We start from the raw sequence: 21175 nt of genomic DNA on the forward strand, positions 1-21175 counted from the left end.
GAGGAAAGAGACGGACGTCACGCACGCGGGCGCAGCGTCGCATACCAGAACAGCAGCGCGAGCGCGCTGAACGCGGCGCCGAGCGTACAGACGCCGTCCCAGCCGAAGCGCGCATACACGTAGGTCGACGCGATCGAGCCGGACGCGCAGCCGGCGGCGTAGAGCAACATGTAGCCGGCCGTCAGGCGGCTGCGTGCGTCGGGGCGCACGCCGTAGATCAGGCTCTGGTTGGTCACGTGCACCGCCTGCAGGCCGAGGTCGAATGCGACGACGCCCACGACGAGCGCCCCGAGCGAATGCGTCATGAGCGCGGTGGGCAGCCATGACACGAGCATCAGCGCGAGCCCGATGCCGGACGTCCATTGCGCCAGGCCGCGATCGGCGAGACGGCCGGCGCGTGCGGCGCCGAGCGCGCCCGCCGCGCCCGCGAGCCCGAACAGCCCGATTTCCGTATGCGACAGCGACAGCGGCGGCGCGCTGAGCGGCAGCACCATCGGCGTCCACAGCGTCATCGCGGCCGCGAAATGCAGGAAGGCGATGAATGCGCGCACGCGCAGCACGCGCTCCTGCGCGAAGAGGGCGAATACCGACGCGATCAGGCGCGGATACGGTTCGGCGACACCCGGAAGGCGATGGTGCGGGAGGACACGCGACAGCACGACGGCGAGCAGCAGCATGACGCTGGCCGACGTGAAATACACCGCGCGCCATCCCGCAAGGTCGGCGATCGCGCCCGAGAACGTGCGCGCGAGCAGGATGCCGAGCACGATGCCGCTCGTCACGGTGCCGACCACCTGCCCGCGTTCCGCCGGTTCGGCGAGCCCCGCCGCGAACGACACGAGCACCTGGGTGACGACGCTCAGGAAGCCGATCAGCGCCATGCCGGCGAACAGCACGGAGGCGCGCGTGGCGGTGGCGATCGACAGCAGCGCGAGCGCGCAGACGACCGACTGGATCAGGATCATCCGGCGCCGATCCCACAGATCGCCGAGCGGAACGAGGAGCAGGAGGCCGAGCCCGTAGCAGATGCTCGTGATCGTCATGATGCTGCCGATGGCGGCGCGCGAGATGTCGAACTGGTGCGCGAGCGTGTCGAGCAACGGCTGCGCATAGTAGACGTTGGCGACGGCGAATCCCGCCGTCGTCGCGAACAGCAGCGTGACAGGGCGCGTCAGCGTGGCATGGGCGGGCGCCGCGTGGGCTTGCGGGGCGCGCGGTAGCGGAGACAGTTGTTCGAGGCTCATGATGGTGACGGGGTGCGAACCGGCATGAAGAAAGCAGGCGGGCGGCGCACGCGGGTTGCGCGGACCGCCCCGGGAAACGGCTCGGCGCGTGGGGTAGCCCGCGCCGCCGCGTTACTGCAGCGACTGGCGCATGTTCTCCATCACCTGGCCCGCGCCTGCGTAGTAATCCTTCTCGACGTTGAAGCGGATCAGGCAACCGATGCAGATGTCCCGGATCGCGGCCGGGTTTTGTGTCGCGAGCGGCAGCAGCACGCGCTTCACCAGGCTATTGCCGTGCACCACGTCGATCTTCGTGTGCAGCACGTGGTAGGCGATGACTTCCTCGGGCACCTGGTGGCGGCGCATGCCCTTCACCATCTTCGAGAAGCGGTACGGCACCGTGTCCTCGAGCAGCGTCAGCGTGCCGAGCAGGCGGACCACGTACCAGCGACGCAGCGCGTACATCGACAGCAGGTTGCCGTTCTTCAGCGCGAGGGCCGACGACAGGATCGACGGGTCGAAGCGCTGCAGGTACTGCCGGAAATGCGGCTCGGCCTTTCCGAACAGCAGCGTGTGCATGCCTTCCAGCTCGCCGAGCCCCATTTCGTCCCAGAAGTTCTCTGCGACCGCGAGCTTCATGTCGCCCAGCATGCCGATCTGCGACAGCGCGATCGTGTCGTCGAAGCGTCCGTCGACCTGGGCTTCGAGGCAGACGTAGAACGCGAGCTGCTCGAGCGACGCTTCCTCTGCGAGAAAGCGGAAGAACGGCGCGACGGCTTCGCGATTCGTGCGACGCAGCGTGTAGTACCACTCCTCGAGTTGTTCGGCGTTCTCGGGCAGCCCGGACAGGTCGAGGCGCGATTCCTCGTGGAGATTCCACTCGCTTTCCAGCGCCAGGATCTCGTCGTATTCCGCCGGTTGCGGAATCGTGTCGTATGCACTCGGCGGCGCGAGTTCGCGCAGGTAGAACGCGTTCAGGCGCTTCTGTGCGTCCAGCGTATTGCAGCGCGGAACGTCGGCCGTTTCGGGGCCGTGTGCCGCGTGGATCAGGTGATGTGCTGCTGCTTGAATCGCTTGCGTTGACATGCTTGTCGCTCCAGTCTCGGGATGGGAGGGATTGCGGACCATACGACTCCGCTGATGGCGGATACCGGCGCCAGGGCCGCGCTGCGAAGCCGACGATGATGGGAAATGTACTGAACGCGATGCGCGGCGGTTAGCCGGCGCGTCTCAATGGATTGACAGTGCGTCCCATCCCGCACGGCATTCGGTGCGGGCGGATGCACAGAAACGAATCGTCGGTTTGTTGGGACAAAAACGCTAACGGTGACGGCCGCGCTTTTCATACATTACGTGCACCGGGCTCGCTGCTGCGTTCGCAGGTGACGGCGGCCCGGATGGACACGGAGGATGAAGCGATGCACAGACTGACGTTGCTGCCGCAGGGTATCGAAGTGTGGCTTCCGGATCGCGCTGCGTTGACGGAGCTCGACTTCGAGCTGCACGGACAGGAATCGATTCCGTTCGGCTGCCGGGCGGGTGCGTGCGGTGCCTGTGTCATCGAAGTGCTGGACGGCCTGCCCAATCTCGGCAGCCGGCAGGTGGAGGAAACGGCCTTTCTCCGCAGGCTCGGATATCCGGACGAGCGCTTCAGGCTCGCGTGTCAATGCCGGCTGACCGGCGCGGCGACCGTGCAGGTCGTCACGTCAGACGGCTGAATCCATCAACGTTGCGTTCCATGCCTGTCTCCACGTCATTTATATAGGATTTCTTATGAGTAATCGTGTGAAAAACGCCGGTCTCGAGCACCGTACGCCGTTCCTGAATGCAGCCGCATCCGCACAGTTGCGCGGCGAGATCGATGCACTGATCGATCGTCAGATCGACACGTGGTACGACACCGTGCCGTACGCCGCGCACCTCGAAGGCAAGACCGTCGACAGCGAGTACTACCGTCGCCACCTGATCGAAACGGCGTGGCGTATCCGGCTGCTGCGCGTGTCCGAATCGAAGGCGCTCGCCGAGATCGCGAAGCGCAGCCCGGAAGCGGCGCAGATCTGGGCGAACTACGAGCGCGAGGAAATGCTGCACGACGACCTGTTCATCCAGGATCTCGAGCGCGCCGGCGTCACGCGCGACGCGTTTCTTGCGACGGAGCCGTACCTGTCGACGAAGCTGCTGACCGGCTATTTCTCGTATCTGCTCGATCACGAAGGCCCGCTCGGCGTCGTCGCGTACTCGTATCTGGTCGAGTACGTGAACGTGAAACTCGAGCCGCGCAAGATCGAGGCGCTGAAGGATTCGGTCGGCGAGCAGAACATCGGCGGGCAGATCGCGCATTCGCACACCGACATCAACGACGACCATCCGGGCGAAGTGTGGGCGGCGATCCGCTACCTGCTGCGCGACGACGATGACATCGCGGCGCTGAAGCGCTATCTGGGCGAACACCAGACGGTTCTCGCGCTGTATTTCAAGGAACTGTACGACGACAAGATCGCGTCGACGCTGAAGGCGGCAGCCTGACGGGAGAGCCGACATGCTGGCTGATGGCGTTCTGATTCTGAGTCACTGCGGTTATTCGTTCGTCGAGGATCTGGTCGCGGCGATCGGCCAGCGGCAATTGCACGCATACGTCCTGTCTTCCCGGCCGCTGCCGGAGCACGCGGGGCGCCTCGACGCGCTGCGCGCGCTGGCGGCCGGCGTCCATGCGGGCGACGCGCACGAGCTGTCGGAGGAGGATGTCGACCGCACGCTCGACGCGTTACAGGCGCGCGGCGTGCGGGTACGCGCCTGCATTTCGGTGTGGGAAGGCTACCGCGGGCTGATGGCTCATGCGAATGCGCGCCTGGGTGTCGCGGATCTCGCACCGGCGCAGGTCGAATCGCTGCGCGACAAGCTCCAGGTCCGCAACGCGCTGCATGCGGTGGGCCTCTCCAGCCGAATCGCGCACACGCTCACGCCGGACGTGCTGCGCGCGCTGCAGGCGACGGGCGGCGACTATTTCGTGAAGCCGGTGCAGGGCATCGCGTCGTACGGCGCCTTCCGGCTCACGCACGACACGAGCTGGGCGACGCTCGAGGCGATCGCGGCCGAAGCGCGGGCGGACACGGTCTATGCGTCGGTGCTCGGCGACGGTGTCCGGTTCATCGCGGAAGAGTACGTGAGCGGGACCGAGTGCAGCTTCGAGGTGCTGGTGGTCGACGGACGTCTGCATGTGGTCGCGATCCACGAGAAATGCGAGCTGACCGAAGCGAACGGCACCGTGCTGGAAGACAGCTGCACCAGCCCGCCCGTCTCGATCGCCGCGCACGAATGCGCGGCCGGCATCGCGTGGCTCGGCAAGGTGTTCGCGCACCTTGCGCTCGACTGGGGCTGCTTCCATGTCGAGGCCCGTTTCGACGGTGCACGCTGGGATCTGATCGAGATCAATCCGCGCGTGGGCGGCAGCCTGATTTCGCCGAGCGTGAAGGCGCTTACGGGCGCGGCGAACCTGCTCGACATGTGGCTTGCGGTGCTGCTGCTGGATGCCGATGCCGCGCGCGCGTCGCTCGCGCACCTCGCCTATGGCGCCGACGGCCGGGCACCGGGGCCGAACGCGACGGTCTTCCGCGTCTACTTTGCGTCACCGGGCCGGATCGAGTCGATCGAACTCAATCCGCTGCCGCGCGCACCCGTGGTGACGCAGGTGCTGCTGAAGTCCGGTGACGAAGTCGATCCGGCATCACGCGAAGTCTTTCTCGGTCAGCTGTTGTGGTCGATGAGCCGCGCGGAACGCGACGCCGAACTCGACACGCTGCTCGCGGCTTCCGCGGATGCCATCACTGTGCACTACCGGGTCGCCGAACCCGCGCTGGGAGCCTGATCATGACTGCTCGTTCCGCATCGACGCTGTTGATCGTCGACTACAACCTGAGCCGGGTGGAAGACGTCGCGCACCTGGCGCGCTACGCGCGCGAGCGCTACGGCGCCCGGACGGTGCTGATCCGTTCGGGCCCGAGCGAACGTGACTGGCGTATCTGCGACGACGTGATCGATCTCGACCCGCTCGCGGACGGCTTCGTCGACGCCGCCGTTGCGCAGCTCGCGGGTATCGCGGGCGACCTGCGGGCGGGTATCGTGTTTTCGGACAACGCAGTCCAGCAGGGCGCCGCGCTGCTGGAACGGCTCGGCCTGGCGGTCGATTCCGCGTCGCTGGCGGCCGGTGCGTTCAGCAAGCACGCGTATCGGGTCGCGGAACACCGCGTGCGCGCCCTGCTCGAAGCGCAGCGCGTGATGGTGCCGGACTATGCGGAGGCAGCGTCGGTCGACGATCTGCGACGCTTCGCCGCCGCGCATCCGGGCGGCTTCGTCGTCAAGCCGTCGTGCGAGGGCAATAACCGCGGCGTGGTGGTCGTGCGTGACGGCGACAGCCTGGAAGCCGCGTTCAGCGAGGTCGCGCCGTACGTGTCGCGCGGCGTGATCTGCGAAGCGTTCATTCCGTTCGCGCGCGAATTCTCGTTCGACGGCCTGGGTGCGCTGGCGTTTACGACCGAGAAGGTCAGCGCGACAGGCCGCTATCCGGTCGAGGTCGCGCAGATCCTGCCGTCGCGGCTCGCCGATCACGAAGCGGACACGCTCACGCGCGCGGGCCGCCTCGCCAATCTGCTGGTCGGGCAACGCGACGGCCCGTTTCACAACGAGATCAAGCTCAGCGACGACGGGTTGCAGGCCGCCGTCGTCGAACCGAACCGGCGCCCGGCGGGCATGAAGATCTGGTGGCTCGCGCGCTGGGCTTATGGCGTCGACCTGTTCCACGCGTGGATCGACACGGTCTGGGGCGTCGCGCCGCCCGTGACGCTCCCGGCGCCCGCGCGCTTCGCGGCCGCGGTGATGCTGGGGGTCGCATACGACCGGCAGTTTTCGCCGCAGGACGTGCGAGCCGACGCGGACCCGCTCGGCGACGCAATCGCCGACACCGTGCGCACGCTCGGCTTGCGCGACGGCGCGCTGCAATCACAGGGCTTCGAATGGCTGCATGCGGACCGGCGCTTCGTTCACGCGATCGCGCGCGACAACGCCGATTTCGTCGCGCTCGCCTGCATCACGCTCGAACCGGGTGACGCCGATATTCGCGACGTCGTCGCGACGCTGCGCGCGCGCTGGCCGGCTGCGCTCGATGCGGCCTGCGAAGTGCGCGCGGCGGCGTGACGCCACCGTCAATCCATTGGTCCGGAGACCGCGATGAACATTCTCGTATTGCACCGCGTGCCCTATCTGCGCATCGACTATGCGCGCGGTATCGATCACGATCGGCATGACGTCACGTATTTCGGCAAGCGCGACATTCTCGACACGATTCCGGCGGAGCTGCGCTGCTCGCGTGTCGAGCGGGCCGGCCTCGCCTCCGCGTTCGATGAGGCGAGTGCGTGGCTCGAAGCCCGTCCGCAACGATTCGACGCCGTGATTTCCTTGTCGGAGTACGAATTGATCGACGCGGCAAAGCTGCGGGCACGATTCGGCATCGCCGGCAAATCGGTCGAAGACGTGATGCTGGTGCGCGACAAGGTGAAAATGAAGGCGGCGGTGCACGACGCCGGTGTGCGCGTGCCGCGCTTCCTGCCGTTGCGCGCATGGATCGACGCGCAGGGGCACACGCCGTGGCACGGCAAGACGGTGCTGAAGCCGCACAGCGGCGCGTCGAGTGCCGACGTCGTCGTGTTCGATACGCCCGCCGCGCTGTTCGATGCGTTGGCGGCGCGTCGCACGGGCGTCGCCGCGCTCGATTCGGACGCACCGGGTATCGAGGATTTTCAGCTGGAGGAATTCGTCGACGGCCCGATTCTGCATTTCGACGGCGTCGTCGCGGACGGCACGCCACGCGCGGTCACCGCGAGCCGCTATGTGGGCACCTGCCTCGGCTATGCGGCGGGCCAGCCGCTCGGCTCGTTCCATTTCGCGCTGAGCGACACGGCCCGGCGCTGGGTCGAGCGCGTACTGGCCGCGGTGCGCATCGACACGGGCAGCTTCCACCTGGAAGCGATCGAGCAGGATGGCGAACTGGTGTTTCTCGAAGTCGGCAACCGGGTCGGCGGCGCGGACGTGGTCGCGACGTTCGAACTTGCCACCGGCATCCACCTGCCGTCGGTCGAACTGCGGCTGCTGATCGGCGAGCCGGCCAGCCTGCCGGCGCGCACCGCGTTCGCGCAGCAGCTCTGGCATGGCTGGTTCGTGTTTCCGGGCCATCACGTGCAAGGCGGCCGCTTCCACGGGTTCTCCGGCATCGAGCCGTTCCGCACGAGCCCCGCGGTACTCGCGTGGGCCGAACTCGAGACGGGTCGCGCATTCGCATCGAATGTCACGTACTCGGCGCGCGAAACCCCGCTTGCGGGAATTATCGGCACGCCGAGCCCGGACGAGACGCGCGAGTGGATCGAGCGGCTGTTCGCCTCCGCGTCGCTGTGCGTTTCCGTGCCGGCGTCGTCCTGACGCAAGGGCCTTTCGACAGGAGCCGAACATGGCACACGTGATCACGGAGAACTGCATCAAATGCCGCTACACCGATTGCGTCGAGGTGTGTCCGGTCGATTGCTTTCACGAAGGCGCGAATTTTCTGGTCATCGATCCGGACGAGTGCATCGATTGCGGCGTGTGCCGTGCCGAATGCCCGGTCGGCGCGATCTTTCCCGCCGACGAAGTGCCGGCGGTGCAGTACGCGTTCGTCGCGTTGAACGCGACGCTGTCGAAGACGTGGCCGAGCATCACGCGCAGCCAGCTGCCGCCGGTCGACGCGGCCCGCTGGGCGAATGTCGACGGCAAGATCGCGCTGCTCGAATCCTAGCCGTCGACACGACGATATACCGGCATCGCGGCGGGAGCCGGTCTCGACAATCCCGCTTTGCCATTCACCATTCATGGAGGTTTGTATGGCACTCAATCCGCTGCAACAGTTCTTCTCGAAGGTCGGCGCCGGTGACGTACCGGGCGCGCTCGCAGTGATCGACGACGCGACGGTGTTCGAGCCGCAGGGCCCCGAGAGCCTGCCGATCTACGGGCGCTTCGTCGGCAAGGCCGGTGTCGAACGCCTGCTGGGCACGCTGGTCGAGCAGTTCGAGACCGAGCAGTTCGAGATCCGCAAATGGGCCGAAGCCGACGACTATGTGTTCGCGTACGGCTACATGCAGCATCGCGTGCGCAAGACGGGCCGCACCTTCAAGAGCGAATTCGCGGTCGTTGCACGTATCGAGGGCGACGTGATCCGCCACTATCGGATCTTCGAGGACACGGCTGCCGCCGTCGAAGCGTTCGCCTGATTGTTCGGCCGCATGCGCATACGGCCCGGTGCACCGCACGCCGGGCCGTCGTGCGCTGTGTGCGCCACGACGTTCAGCGAATCTGCGCGAGCCAGCCGTTGTAGTCGGTATCCGCGTGTCGTTGCAGGCGATGCTGCGGGCTTCCTGCGACGACGCGTGTCTCGCTCGGCGCGTGACCGAACTCCAGCTTGAACGCGCGACTGAGCTGCGTGTTGCTGTTGAAGCCGTATCGGTATGCGAGATCGCCGATCCGGTGACGCGGGCTCTCGGGCGACATCAGCGCGCGGTGAATCGCGAGCAGACGGCGTTTGCGGATGTAATTCGCGACCCCGCCATCCTGCTCGAACAATCGGTACAGACTCGAGCGCGAGATGCCGATTTCCTTGCAGATTCGATCCGGCGACAGGTCCGGCGATTCGAGGTTCTGCCGGATGTACTCCTTGATTTTCACGTACAGGGCCGACAGCAACTCGTTGCGCGCATTCGAGATCTCTTGCGCGGTCGGGCTGAGCATCGCCTTCACCAGGCTCAGCGTCGCCTGCTCGGCATGCAGCGCTTCCGACTGCGACAGCGTGCCGATCTTGTCGAGCAGGCTCCTCAGGTAGCTGTCGAGGAGCTGGCTGATTCCGCCGCTGAAGATGGTGCCGTGGACGCTCGACGGCAGGCTCGGCAGCATGTCGCGCGCGACCAGCAGCGTGACCGCGTCGCCTGCCTGGATTTCACGGTGATAAGGACGCGCCTGGTCGACGACGAGGATATCCCCGGGCTGCACGAACACCGGCCGTCCGTCGATCTCCCCGCGCACGCTTCCCGCGTCACGCAGGTTGAACGAATAGTTGTCCATCCCGTCCCGCCGAATGAACGCCGCCGAACGGTTGAGCGCGTACGAGAGCGGAACGGCCGGGTTCCCCGGATGATGGTAGGTCCATTTGCCGACCGAGATGTTGCCGAGCGTGTAGCCGATAAACTGATAGTCGATTATCGGGTCAATCGGCGTGGTTAAAGCGAACTCCGCAATCGAATACTGGGTCTGCCATGCCTCGAGACGTTCGGCAGGTGAATAATCCTGTAGAGAGAAACGGAAAGGCGGATTGGTCGAGCTGCTCATCTTGTGGCCCTCAATATCGTATTTTGGTTTGCTAAATTATAGAGGGGTTTCTTAAGGGAATGGGATGGGCGGAGGGGCACGTTGCTAGATAGATTTTCTTCTATCTATATAAATTATTTGGAGGTTTGGATTGCGTCTGGATTGAGGGGGGTTCTGTAATTTTTAGTGGGACTCAATCGTATGGAATGCCTGGTGGGCAGCCGTGCTCTTCAAGAGAGCCTGATAGTGAAACGATGATTGCAATTTTTTGAAATTTTATCGGCTATTGGGTGTTGATATTTCTTTCGATTATCTTTCGTCGGACGTGTTTCTCGCTTCTCGGACGCCGCACCTAGATGATTCGGTTCCATGAACCGTTTTCAGCTTTCTCGGGCTCGACGAATGCCCAGATCGCGCGGCAGCAGGTGCAGCGACAGTACATCGCGGAGCCTGCCGAATCGGCGCCTTCGGAAGAGAAATGAGGTTGCGGAATGTCGGAGAGGACGCCGTTTGCGATGGCTGCGTCACGACGGTGGGTGTACTGCTGATACTCATGATGTGACGCGAATGCTTTGGGCTCGCCGACACTGAGACAGCGTATGCACGCGGGAAGCAGACGCGCGATCGCACCGTTGCTTTGCGCTTCACTGCCTCGCCTCAGTTTCAGCCATTCACCGCGGGGGATGTGTGCGTCCACACGCGTTCTTTCGCCGTCAAGCCACACGCGCAACTGATGCAGGTCGATCTCTCGTTCGCGATAGCGGCGGAGCATGTTCTGAATATCGGGGTCCATCAGTCGCGCCGCCTCACGCCCCGTCACGCATAGCCATCGCGAGCGGCATCATCGCCGGCCCGATCGAGGCGAGCAGGCGCTCTTTCGATACCCCGTCGCGGGATTGAACGGAAATGCCGTGCAGCTGCGTCGCATAGAAATCGGCCAGCGCCTTGATGTCGGTGTCCCGCGCGAGCTGCCCCTGTTCGGCTGCGCGCTGCAGGCGCTCGGCGATCGACTGCGTGCGGGCGCGCCGATGGGCGGCCAGCCATTCCATGACCCCTTCGTTTTCGGCCGAGTAATTGGTGGCGGCGGACACCACCATGCAGCCGTGCGGCTGGCCGCGCCGGGTATAGGCGGCGACCGCATCGCGCAGCATCCGTTCGACCGCCGCGCGGACATCCGTTTCCTCGGCGAGCGCACGATCGGCGAAACCGCCTTCGCCTTGCTCGTAGAGCGCCACGGCTTCCTGGAACAGGGCTTCCTTGCTGCCGAAGGCGGCATAGATGCGCGCTGACGCGATCCCCATCACTTCGACCAGATCGGACATCGACGTGCCTTCGTAGCCGTGTCGCCAGAACGCCAGCATCGCGCGTTTCAGCGCCATGCCGCGATCAAATTCTCTCGGTCGTCCCGCCATTTCCCTTTCGTCCGTCGTCACATCGTGCGCCGATTCTATCGCGCGCCGTGTTGACACGCGCCGTTCCCGTATCCTATTCTTTGTCGATCAACAAACAATAGGAGTTGATGATCATGCGTACCCTCAAGGGCCCCAGTCTCCATCTCGCGCAGTTCGCCGACGATGCGGCACCGTTCAACAGCTTGCCGAGCATCGCGCAATGGGCGGCCGGCGTCGGCTTCAAGGCGCTGCAGATTCCCGCATGGGATGGCCGGCTGTTCGACGTGGAGACGGCCGCGGAAAGCCAGGCCTATTGCGATGACATGAAGGGCATGCTGGCCGATCACGGGCTGGCGATCAGCGAACTGACCACGCACATCTTCGGGCAACTGGTCGCCGTGCATCCGGCGTACGACGCGATGTGCGACAACTTCGCGCCCGCAGCCGTGCGCGGCAATCCGGCCGCGCGCACCGCATGGGCGCTGGATCGGCTCACGCTCGCGGCGCGGGCTTCACGCCGCCTGGGGCTGACCGACATGGGCACTTTTTCGGGTTCGTTCGCGTGGCCCTACCTGTTTCCGTTCCCGCAACGGCCCGCCGGCCTCATCGAGACGGCTTTCGATGAACTGGCGCGCCGCTGGCGGCCGATTCTCGATGTCTGCGATGAAAACGGCGTCAACCTCTGCTACGAGATCCATCCCAGCGAGGACCTGCACGACGGCGTCAGCTTCGAGCGCTTCCATGCGCGGGTCGGCGAGCACGCGCGCTGCAAGATGCTGTTCGATCCGAGCCATTTCGTGCTGCAGCAGCTGGACTATCTCGCGTACATCGATATCTACCGCGACCACATCCGCATGTTCCATGTGAAGGATGCCGAGTTTCTGCCTTCGGGGCGTCAGGGCATCTACGGCGGCTACAGTTCGTGGCTCGAGCGTGCCGGCCGTTTCCGTTCGCTCGGCGACGGTCAGGTCGACTTCAAGGCGATTTTTTCGAAATTTGCTCAGTATGACTACGCAGGATGGGCCACCCTCGAGTGGGAGTGCTGCCTCAAGGACCAGGAAGACGGCGCGCGCGAAGGGGTTGCGTTCATCAACGACCACACCATCCGGGTGACGGAGCGCATCTTCGACGACTTCGCCGGTGCCGCGGTCAATCAACAGCAAATCCACGACATGCTCGGCATCGCCTGAGCCGGCCCCGTTGCGAGGAACCATCGATATGTCCGCTCAACTTCAGTCGTCGTCAGCCGACGCTCAACGCTTCGATCATCAATATGTGCGCGTCGACGGCCAGCGCATTCATTGCGTCACGGCCGGCGCGGGCACCCCGGTCTTGCTGATTCCGGGATGGCCGCAAACCTGGTACGCATGGCGTCATGTGATGCAGGCGCTCGCCGCGCGCGGCTTCATGGCCGTCGCGGTCGATCCGCCCGGCACCGGCTATTCCGACCGGCCGCTTGCGGGTTACGACACGGGCCACACGGCGGCCACGTTGCATCGCGTGATGGTGCAGCTTGGCTTCGATGTGTACCAGGTGGCCGGCCACGACGTCGGTATGTGGGTGGCCTATGCGCTCGCGAGCGATCGGCCCGAGGCGGTGAAGTCGCTGACGCTCACGGAGGCGGTGATCCCCGGGCTGGCGCCCGCGCCGTCGATCTTCGCTCCGCCGGAAGAGAACATCTTCCTGTGGCATTTCATGTTCAACCAGCTGGCCGATCTGCCCGAGACGCTGATTGCGGGACGTGAACGGGCCTATCTGGAATTCATGTTCAACTGCTGGTCGTTCCGGCGCGATTGCGTGGCCGTCGATGTGTATATCGACGCGTATTCGGCACCGGGCGGCTTGCGCGGCGGCTTCGCCTATTACCGCGCGATTCCGGAGACGATCCGGCAGAATGAGGCGCGGGCGAAGCACCCGCTGACGATGCCCGTGCTCGCCATCGGTGCCGAACATGCGACCGGCGATGCACCGCTGGTCACGATGCGCGACAACGCGAGGGATCTGCAGGGCGCGGTCGTGCCTGATTGCGGCCACTTCATCATGGAAGAGGCGCCCGACGCATTCATCGGCCATCTGCTGCCGTTCCTGGAACGGAGCCGCTGACCATGCCGATCGATTGCGTCGTGCTGCTGGGGATGATCCATGCGTGCATCCATATGGCCGGCGTGACGCCGGCAGCCCGCCAGGTGTTCGACGTGGCCGGCGCGCAGATGCGCAGGGCGTTCCAGCGGTGAGCGCATGGCCGGAGCGGGACGTACGGTCCGGCGGCCGCACGGGATCAGAAAGACCGACGCGTTTTCCGTGACATCGATGAACTTCCTGTCCGACCGGCGACGCAGTCGACGTATTGACGCCCGACAGCAGGTTGACTAGATTCCTCACATGAACGCACTTTTCGTCACGACCACGACTACCACCACGACCGCCAATGGCGGGCCGGGAGGAGGTCGCGCGTCGTAGGTCAGTGTATCGAACCCACCCCAAGCCCCGCCGGAAACGGACGGGGCTTTTTTCATGCTCCGTCTGGCCGGCATCGAACGTCAGTGGAGAACATGATGGATGATTGCGATCGCCGAGTGTCCGGCGACAGAGTCGACCCGTTGCGCTAGAAGCACAACAACCCGGCCGCCTGGCTCACCGGAATCGCGCAAGGCGTGCCGACGTCGACGCGGATGCTGCTGATCCTCCAGTTCCTGGTGAATCTGTCGGTGTTCGGATCGCTGCCGCAGCTTGCCGCGTTCCTCGACATGGAGCGCCATCTGGACGCGGGCAGCGTTGCCAGCGTGCTGACGGTGAACCAGCTGGCGAGCCGGTTGCTGCCGCTGGTGCTGGGGGCGTCGACGGATCGCTTCAGCAGCCGCGTGCTGACCACGCTCGGCCTGCTTTGCCGTGCGGCGGGGTTCGTCGGATTCGCATTTGCGCGGTCGCTTCCGGGCCTGTTGACGTGGGCGTGCCTGTCCGGGCTCGGGGCCGCGCTTGACGAAACGACCGCGTATTCGATCTTCGGCTCGCTCGACGGCGCCGTGCGTCCCCTGCTCGCATTCTGCCGGCAGCGGCCGGCATAGCCGGGGCTACCTGTGCCGCTGAACCCGCGCCTTCGCACACTTGAACCAGAGCCGCATCGCACCGACGCCGCCCGCGACCGCAATCCGCGGCAACAGGAACCGATCGTCGTACACGTCGGCGCAGCCGCGCCGGGTCGTCGTCGCGTTGTGGTAACCCGCGGCGGCGACCTGGTCGCGCACGCGCGGGTCCAGATCGCCGTACGGGTAGCAGAACGATTCGACGGGCTGGCCGCTCAACGCTTCGAGCCGCTGCTTCGATTCGGTAATCTGAACCTCCGACACGTGCGCCGGCACGTGCGACAGCGCGACGTGATCGAGCGTATGCGAGCCGATTTCATGGCCGTGATCGCGCCATGCGAGCATGTCCGCGTACGTCATCAGCGGGGAGCGTGCGGTATCGGCGGCCGCATCCCAGTCGTTCTCGCCGCCGAACCGGCCGGCGACGAAGTAGCAGGTCGCGGTGAAGCCGAGCGCGTCGAGCACGGGCATCGCATGCGTCAGCACGTTGAGAAAGCCGTCGTCGAACGTAATGCCGAAGACCTTCCCGCTGCGCTCGCCGCGCAGGTACGGCTGCAGTTCGCGCACGCTCAGGCCACGGTAGCCGAGCCGCTTGAACAGCGTCATCTGGCGGCGGAACGCGTCGGGTGCGACGCTCAGGCTGCGCAGCCGGTCGGGCGGTGGCGGCGGCGTGCGGACCTGGTGATACATCAGGATCGGGTAGCGCGTGGCGGGCAGCAGCATGAGCGGATCGCGAGAACGGGGAATTACGCGGCCTTGCGGAAAATCCGCAGGGTCTTGAAGTCGCCGATTTCGACGAAATCGGCATTCGCCGCCCATTGCTCGATGATCGGCTCGGCCTTCCGGTATGCCGACGAGCCCTTGTAGAACAGCAGGTGGCCGTTGCGCGCGGTATGGCGGGCGAACAGGTCGAGCACGTCGGCGTCGGTCTTCGCGCCGTAGCGGCTGTTCGTCTCGTCGCGGAACTCGCACAGATGGAACAGCGTGACGACGTCGAACGCCGGCAGCAGGTCCGAGTTGCTCGTATAGATGTCGCCGAAATAGGCCAGATAAGTCTTGCTCACCTCCGGTTGCCGCGTGACGAGATCGACGTACGACTTGTATTCCTTCGGCGACGCCGTCACGCCGAAGACGGTGTTGTTCAGGTGCGGCCGCGCGCATTCCACGCCGACATGATGATGGCCGCCGGTGCCGAAGTGATAGATGCGGATGCCTTTGAGGCGCGCGGCTTCCAGCCATTCGACGAAGTGCACGTCACACGGGCACTCCTGCGTGCGCAGGTCCCAATACTTCTTCCAGATATTCATTGCCATTAAACGGACCTCATGGATGTCACCCGACGATACGGGTTGTGACGAATCGATTTCTGATAGACGGACAGCGTCGCGTCGATGAATCGTTCGAACGAGAATTCACGCTTGCCTTTCAGCCGCGCGCTGCGCCCCATCGCGCGCACGCACCCGGGCTCGCGCATGATCGCGCGCAGGATGGCCTCGATCGCAGCGGGTTCGCGCGGCGGGACGACCCAGCCGTCCACGCCCGGTTCGACGTTTTCGGGCAGCCCGCCCACGCGCGTCACGATCGCGGGGCAGCCGAGCGCCATCGCTTCACGGCACGCATACGACAGGCTCTCGTGGTACGACAGCACGAACGACACGTCGATGATCGAGAACGGTGTCCGCACGTCGTCGAGCCGGCCGGTGAAAGCGGTGCGCGCGGCCATGCGGTGCAGCGCGATCTGCTCGCATTGCTCGGCGGTCGGCTCCGCGCCGACCAGCAGCACGCGAAACCGCTCGCGCTCGTGTTCGGGCAGGCGGCCCAGCGCCGCGATCAGGTCCATCCAGCCTTTCTCCGGCGCGGTGCCGGCGCTGCTGCCCAGCACGATCGCGTCCGCGCCGGACGGCCCGAACAGCGCGATCTTGCGGCGGCGGATTTCATCGCTCGCGAGTCGTTCCGCGGCCTGCCGGCGCACGCCGTGCTTGACGACCGTGACGTTCCCGTACGGCGACCGGAGCGCGAGCATGCCCGCCACGTAGTCGCTGACCGCGATGGTGTGGTCGGTGGCGAGGCGTGCGCGCAGCAGGTTGCCGAAGCTGTCGGCGCGGTAGGTGTTGTGCTTGGTGAGCACGACCGCGGGCCGATACCGGCAGCCGAGCAGCGCGAGCATCACCTGCCGGTGATCGGCGGACCCGTTCACATGGATGACGTCGAAACGCTCGGCGACGATCAACTGGCGCAGCCGGAGGATTTCCTGACACAGCCGGTTCCAGCGCGGCTTGAATTCCATGTCGAAGATGGCCACGTCGGGACTGTCCTTCAACAGTCGCGACAGGCGGCTACCCTCCGGTGACGCGACGGTCACGCGATGGTGCCGGCTCATCGCGGCGGCAAGATCACGGACGTAGGTGTCCTGGCCGCCGCCGTAGTCGCCGTGGAAGTTGGTATACAGAATGTTCATCACGATGCCGCCTTTCCTCGATCATTCACTCGGCAGGACTACTGAGAAAACGAGCGCGTCCGCCTAGTGAAAGCAATGATTCGAACCGGGTCCCGCGTTGTCGATGCGTGATCGCGCATCGACGCCCCGGCGGGGCACCACCGCGAATCGTTTCCAAATATTACAGAAGCATTACGTACCGTAGTGTCAAGGTCTGCGCATCTTTGTGAACAAGTGTCACGATCGTTCACCGTGTCGTCACGCGGTGCGATGCCGCCGGGGAGGAGGGGGGAGTTTGGCGCTACGGTTCCTGTCGCCGGCGCGTGAACCGTGGCGAGCCTGCGCGATGGGAGACGCGGCCCGATTACCCACTGCCGACGGGGCAGGAACCAGGCAGGAAGCGGGCTGGATCGCGACAAAACCCGACTTTTCGACGGCATCCGGACGCAGATCAACCCGTTCGACTTTCAGATTTGAAAGCCGGACGGCCATTTGCGTTAGAATGCCCCCCCTGTCCGCCATGGCGACTGCCAAAGGCGGACTCGTCGCACCCAGAGAGACGTGGGTTTCGATTTGTAGCCGGGCGCGAAAGATGTGCCAGCCGTTAGCAACATACGATTTGTGATTTGGATTACTAATGAAGAAGAAGCACAACATCACCAAGTACATCGTTGTCGCGATGATTCTTGGTATCGCAGTGGGTTACGCCTGTCATAGCGCGTTTCCCGACCCGAACATGGCGAAGGAGGTCGCCGGCTACGTGTCGTTGCTGTCCGACGTATTCCTGCGCCTGATCAAGATGATCATCGCGCCGCTGGTATTCGCGACGCTGACCGTCGGCATTGCGCAAATGGGCGACGGCAGTGCCGTGGGCCGCGTCGGCGTCAAGGCGTTCGGCTGGTTTTTCATCGCGTCGTTCACGTCGTTGCTGCTCGGCCTGCTGACCGCAACGATCCTGCAACCGGGCAGCCATCTGAGCCTGCCGCTGCCGGCGTCCGATGCGTCCCTCGGCCTGAAGACGGGCGCCTTCACGCTGAAGGACTTCGTGGTCCACCTGGTGCCGAAGTCGATCGCGGAAGCGATGGCGAACAACGAAATCCTGCAGATCGTCGTGTTCTCGATCTTCTTCGGCACGGCGCTGTCCGCGCTCGGCGAGTCGGGCAAGCGCCTGACCGGCGTGATCGACGATCTCGCGCAGGTGATGCTGAAGGTGACGGGCGCGGTGATGTGGTTCGCGCCGGTCGCGGTGTTCGCGGCGCTGGCGTCGACGATTACCACCCAGGGGCTCGGCATCCTGCTCACGTTCGCGAAGTTCATGGCGAGCTTCTATCTGGCACTGGCGCTGCTGTGGGGCGTGCTGACGCTCGCCGGCGTGACGTTCCTCGGCAAGCGTGCGTTCACGCTGATCCGGCTGATCCGCGAGCCGTTCCTGCTGTCGTTCGCGACGGCGAGCTCCGAAGCCGCGTATCCGAAGCTGCTGGACGCGCTCGACCGCTTCGGCGTGAACCGCAAGATCTCGAGCTTCGTGCTGCCGATCGGCTATTCGTTCAACCTCGACGGCTCGATGATGTATTGCACGTTCGCGGTGCTGTTCATCGCGCAGGTGTACGGCATTCATCTGCCGCTGGGCACGCAGATCACGATGCTGCTGATGCTGATGGTCACGTCGAAGGGGATGGCGGGCGTGCCGCGCGCGTCGCTGGTCGTGATCGCGGCGACGCTCAACCAGTTCAACCTGCCCGAAGCCGGGTTGCTGCTGATCATGGGCGTCGACATGTTCCTCGACATGGGGCGCTCGGCCACCAACGCGGTCGGCAACTCGATCGCGGCGGCCGTGGTCGCGAAGTGGGAAGGGCAGCTCGACGCCCCGCGCGACGACAACGATCCGGACAATGGCCGTGCGATGAAGGTGAAGGTGCCGGAGACCTCGGCATCGGCATGACATGCAGCAATGCGGCAGCGCAGCGATAGGGGTGCGCTGCCTGTTTTCCGGTAGTGGATAATCGCCGGCCTGGATTCGAAACGGATTCAGGCCGGCGATTTGTTTTGGGACGATGATCCCGTCTTGAATGCGGTCGTTTTCCCTGATTCCCTGATTGATACTTGGCGCTCGCCGTTTCAATCCGTCGTCGTTTAATACACGGCGATATTCCCGCGGACACGCGCAAGCCTGATTTTCCCGATCCCCAATTCGACGTGTAAGTGACCATTCACTGTCGCGCAGTCGCGCTCGCCGTCGGCGCGCCTAGGTGTCACGGGCAATGCCATCAAAGCCGAACCCGTGAAAATCGCAATGACGCGAGCGATTCGCAATTTTTTTCGATTTATATAACGCTATTCTCGCGCTGCGCATTATCGAACGCATGCTGCACGTAATACCGACTGCGCCGGATGATTCAGGGGAAGAATTTACGCATTGCGGTTTTCAAGCCATCCGGCCTGCCCTTCATGTGAATGTTCCACCATTCAGGAGCACATCCGTCATGGTCGCCAGACAACGATTTCAGGCTGCGCTTCTCGCCGCAGCGATCGCCGCGATGACCCCCGCCGTTCACGCAGGCAACACCACCGACTGGCTGGCGAATACGTACGGCACGCTCGCGGCCCACGTCGGCAACGTCGCGCGCGCGATGTGGGTCGCGCCCGAAGGCGTGATCTATACGGCGTCGATGTGGGACGAGGACGAAGGCGGTGTCGCGATCTACCAGAACGGCAAGAGCATCGGCTCGATCGGCACGCACTCGGAGTTCCAGGGCAGCGCGATCACCGGTAACGCGACGTCGCTGTTCGCCGCGCTGCAGCCCGGCAAGACGTACGGCAGCGGCGCGGTGGGGCGCTACAACCGCGCGACGAAGTATCGCGACCGCGTCATCCAGGTCAGCGCGGCGACCAACCAGCCGCGCATCGATGTTGTCACCGGGCTCGCAACGGCCGGCTCGCTGCTCTATGCGAGCGACTTCTACGGCAATCGCGTGCGCGTATTCACCACCGACGGCGCGTGGCAGCGGGACATCAGCGTGTCAGCACCGGGCGCGCTCGCGGTGGACGGCGCGGGCAACGTGTGGGTCGCGCAGAAGAGTGCGGGCGCGATCGCCGGCTTCAGCCCGGCCGGTGCGCTGCTGAACACGATCCGGATGCCGGCCGGGTCGCAGCCGTCGGCGCTGGTTTTCGATGCCACGGCCGGCCAGTTGCTGGTGGGCGACGAAGGCCCCGACCAGAACATCAAGCGCTATACGGTGTCGGGACGGCCCGCGCTGGCCGGCACGTTCGGCGTGCGCGGCGGCTATCTCGACACGACGACGGGCATCAAGGGGCAGGTCGGTGCGCAGCGCTTCACGCGCATCGTCGGGCTCGGCAAGGACACCGGCGGCAATCTCTACGTGCTCAACAATCCATGGGGCGGCAGCTGGGACCTCGGCCGCAACGGCGCGACCGACATTCATGCGTACAGCAGCACCGGCAGCCTGCGGTGGACGCTGCAGTCGCTGAACTTCGAAGGGATCGCCGCGCCGGACCCCGTCACGGACGGCGCGCTGTTCTATGGCGGCACGCATGTGTACAGCGGCAGCGCGGGCGGCAAGTTCGTCGCGAACACGGTCGACCCGTTCACGTATCCAGCCGATCCGCGCATCAACATGAGCGACACGCAGCGCGACGAGCATTTCGGGCTGCTCACGTCGGTGGGGGCGTACCGGATTCTCGTCGCGGCGGGTCAGAACCCGCCGATTTTCTACTTCTTCCACTTCAACGCGGCGAACGGCTATATCGCGATTCCGGACGGCTCGATCCCGGGCCCCGCGTTCAACACCACGCGGCGCGTGACGAGCGGCTTCAGCATCGACAGCAAGGGCGATGTGTGGGCCGGCCTCGACAAGACCGGCGCGATTACCCACTACCCGCTGACCGGTTTCGACGCGAGCGGCAAGCCGTCGTGGGGGCCGGGCGTCGCGACCCGCGTGCCCGACAGCATCCAGCCGCTCACGCGCATCGTCTATCTCGCGGACAGCGACACGATGGTGCTCGCGCAGGGCGCCATCGGGAGCAACGACTGGACGTCGATCGGCACGCGCATCGAGGTGTATCACGGCTGGAGCGCGGGCAACACGACGAAGCCCGACCCTGTGATCACGCTGCCGCACAGCGGCGCGAAATCGATCGACGCGGTGGGCAACCATCTGTTCGTCGGCTACTGGTTCAGCAGCAGCGGGCCGCTGTGGCCGAACGTCGACGCATTCAACCTCACCACCGGCAATCTCGACACCACGCTGGTCAACGCGAGCCCCGCGACCGTGGATACCAGCAGCGCGATCGATGCGATGTACAGCATCCGCGCCTACCGCCGATCGAACGGCGAGTACGTGGTGATGAAGAACAACGTGAAAGGGAACAGCATCACCGTGTACCGCTGGACGCCCTGACTTTGACGACGCACGCGCGACCGCCTCGACCTCGGTCGGCGGCCGGGCTCGCGACGCCATGACGTGATTCATCGCGGTTTCGCGGGATTTCCATGCCGCTTCCACAGAATTTCCACATCACGCGTTCGTAATGACCGGCGTGCGCAACGCGCGCCTCGCCGCCCGCCGGGCGGCTGTCCCCAACCACACGACGCGGAAAATCGGTTACGGGCACAATGACTGCGGCACCGGCAGGCACTGCGCG

At 65.0% G+C, this 21175-nt stretch carries 21 protein-coding genes; 13 read left to right on the forward strand and 8 right to left on the reverse strand.

Annotated elements, in window-relative coordinates:
* Positions 1-17 precede the first annotated feature (17 nt).
* Both CFB50_RS18525 and CFB50_RS18530 read right to left on the reverse strand, forming a co-directional pair.
* Positions 18-1244 (reverse strand): MFS transporter, encoded by a 1227-nt coding sequence (locus CFB50_RS18525; RefSeq protein WP_089446808.1) that lies wholly within the window; start codon positions 1242-1244, stop codon positions 18-20.
* A gap of 111 nt (positions 1245-1355) precedes the next feature.
* Positions 1356-2309 carry an iron-containing redox enzyme family protein gene (locus CFB50_RS18530; protein ID WP_089446809.1) on the reverse strand — a complete coding sequence of 318 codons (954 nt, stop codon included), beginning with the start codon at positions 2307-2309 and terminating at the stop codon, positions 1356-1358.
* Positions 2310-2503: 194 nt separating this feature from the next.
* Between CFB50_RS18530 and CFB50_RS18535 the strand changes: the two genes are divergently transcribed.
* The 7 genes from CFB50_RS18535 to CFB50_RS18565 all read left to right on the forward strand — a co-directional run bounded on the left by CFB50_RS18535 (position 2504) and on the right by CFB50_RS18565 (position 8515).
* Positions 2504-2941, forward strand: a complete 438-nt coding sequence (locus CFB50_RS18535; protein WP_231937874.1) for a 2Fe-2S iron-sulfur cluster-binding protein — start codon at positions 2504-2506, stop codon at positions 2939-2941.
* A 55-nt stretch (positions 2942-2996) separates the two neighbouring features.
* Positions 2997-3749 carry a hypothetical protein gene (locus CFB50_RS18540; protein ID WP_069250438.1) on the forward strand — a complete coding sequence of 251 codons (753 nt, stop codon included), beginning with the start codon at positions 2997-2999 and terminating at the stop codon, positions 3747-3749.
* A gap of 13 nt (positions 3750-3762) precedes the next feature.
* The gene (locus tag CFB50_RS18545; RefSeq protein WP_089446810.1) at positions 3763-5088 is read left to right on the forward strand and encodes an ATP-grasp domain-containing protein; all 1326 of its coding nucleotides are present in this window, start codon (positions 3763-3765) and stop codon (positions 5086-5088) included.
* Positions 5089-5090: 2 nt separating this feature from the next.
* Positions 5091-6413 (forward strand): ATP-grasp domain-containing protein, encoded by a 1323-nt coding sequence (locus tag CFB50_RS18550; RefSeq protein WP_069250440.1) that lies wholly within the window; start codon positions 5091-5093, stop codon positions 6411-6413.
* 33 nt (positions 6414-6446) lie between these two features.
* Positions 6447-7691 carry an ATP-grasp domain-containing protein gene (locus tag CFB50_RS18555; RefSeq protein ID WP_069250441.1) on the forward strand — a complete coding sequence of 415 codons (1245 nt, stop codon included), beginning with the start codon at positions 6447-6449 and terminating at the stop codon, positions 7689-7691.
* A 28-nt stretch (positions 7692-7719) separates the two neighbouring features.
* Positions 7720-8043: a ferredoxin FdxA gene (fdxA, locus tag CFB50_RS18560; RefSeq protein WP_069250442.1), complete on the forward strand. Its 324-nt coding sequence runs from the start codon at positions 7720-7722 to the stop codon at positions 8041-8043.
* An 85-nt stretch (positions 8044-8128) separates the two neighbouring features.
* Complete coding sequence (locus CFB50_RS18565) at positions 8129-8515, forward strand: nuclear transport factor 2 family protein (protein WP_069250443.1); 387 nt, start codon at positions 8129-8131, stop codon at positions 8513-8515.
* 73 nt (positions 8516-8588) lie between these two features.
* Here the strand turns inward: CFB50_RS18565 and CFB50_RS18570 are convergent, their stop codons facing one another.
* From CFB50_RS18570 to CFB50_RS18580, 3 genes are all read right to left on the reverse strand, one after another.
* Positions 8589-9623: a helix-turn-helix domain-containing protein gene (locus CFB50_RS18570; RefSeq protein WP_089446811.1), complete on the reverse strand. Its 1035-nt coding sequence runs from the start codon at positions 9621-9623 to the stop codon at positions 8589-8591.
* Positions 9624-9954: 331 nt separating this feature from the next.
* Positions 9955-10395, reverse strand: a complete 441-nt coding sequence (locus CFB50_RS18575) for a hypothetical protein (RefSeq protein ID WP_083266196.1) — start codon at positions 10393-10395, stop codon at positions 9955-9957.
* A 13-nt stretch (positions 10396-10408) separates the two neighbouring features.
* Entirely contained in the window at positions 10409-11014 is a 606-nt protein-coding gene (locus CFB50_RS18580; RefSeq protein WP_069250445.1) for a TetR/AcrR family transcriptional regulator, read from the reverse strand.
* A 113-nt stretch (positions 11015-11127) separates the two neighbouring features.
* On the opposite strand from CFB50_RS18580, the gene CFB50_RS18585 reads away from it, so the two are divergent.
* The 4 genes from CFB50_RS18585 to CFB50_RS18595 all read left to right on the forward strand — a co-directional run bounded on the left by CFB50_RS18585 (position 11128) and on the right by CFB50_RS18595 (position 14058).
* Positions 11128-12183 (forward strand): sugar phosphate isomerase/epimerase family protein, encoded by a 1056-nt coding sequence (locus tag CFB50_RS18585; protein WP_089448359.1) that lies wholly within the window; start codon positions 11128-11130, stop codon positions 12181-12183.
* A 28-nt stretch (positions 12184-12211) separates the two neighbouring features.
* Positions 12212-13096 carry an alpha/beta fold hydrolase gene (locus CFB50_RS18590; RefSeq protein WP_089446812.1) on the forward strand — a complete coding sequence of 295 codons (885 nt, stop codon included), beginning with the start codon at positions 12212-12214 and terminating at the stop codon, positions 13094-13096.
* Positions 13097-13098: 2 nt separating this feature from the next.
* Complete coding sequence (locus CFB50_RS40045) at positions 13099-13227, forward strand: hypothetical protein (protein ID WP_256979140.1); 129 nt, start codon at positions 13099-13101, stop codon at positions 13225-13227.
* Positions 13228-13647: 420 nt separating this feature from the next.
* Positions 13648-14058: a hypothetical protein gene (locus CFB50_RS18595; protein ID WP_089446813.1), complete on the forward strand. Its 411-nt coding sequence runs from the start codon at positions 13648-13650 to the stop codon at positions 14056-14058.
* Between the two features lie 6 nt (positions 14059-14064).
* Here CFB50_RS18595 and CFB50_RS18600 read toward each other — a convergent pair whose 3' ends face one another.
* Genes CFB50_RS18600 through CFB50_RS18610 form a run of 3 tightly spaced genes read right to left on the reverse strand, consistent with a single transcriptional unit; the run spans position 14065 to position 16534 of the window.
* Positions 14065-14799, reverse strand: coding sequence for a polysaccharide deacetylase family protein (locus CFB50_RS18600; protein WP_089446814.1), 735 nt, complete (start codon positions 14797-14799; stop codon positions 14065-14067).
* A gap of 23 nt (positions 14800-14822) precedes the next feature.
* Positions 14823-15383, reverse strand: coding sequence for a hypothetical protein (locus CFB50_RS18605; protein ID WP_069252815.1), 561 nt, complete (start codon positions 15381-15383; stop codon positions 14823-14825).
* A 5-nt stretch (positions 15384-15388) separates the two neighbouring features.
* The gene (locus CFB50_RS18610) at positions 15389-16534 is read right to left on the reverse strand and encodes a glycosyltransferase (protein WP_089446815.1); all 1146 of its coding nucleotides are present in this window, start codon (positions 16532-16534) and stop codon (positions 15389-15391) included.
* Between the two features lie 616 nt (positions 16535-17150).
* On the opposite strand from CFB50_RS18610, the gene CFB50_RS18615 reads away from it, so the two are divergent.
* Positions 17151-18455 (forward strand): dicarboxylate/amino acid:cation symporter, encoded by a 1305-nt coding sequence (locus CFB50_RS18615; protein ID WP_089446816.1) that lies wholly within the window; start codon positions 17151-17153, stop codon positions 18453-18455.
* A 541-nt stretch (positions 18456-18996) separates the two neighbouring features.
* Positions 18997-20931, forward strand: coding sequence for an SMP-30/gluconolactonase/LRE family protein (locus tag CFB50_RS18620; protein ID WP_089446817.1), 1935 nt, complete (start codon positions 18997-18999; stop codon positions 20929-20931).
* Positions 20932-21175 lie beyond the last annotated feature (244 nt).

Source organism: Burkholderia sp. AU33423 (assembly GCF_002223135.1).
In the GTDB taxonomy this organism is placed as follows: Bacteria; Pseudomonadota; Gammaproteobacteria; order Burkholderiales; family Burkholderiaceae; genus Burkholderia; species Burkholderia lata_D.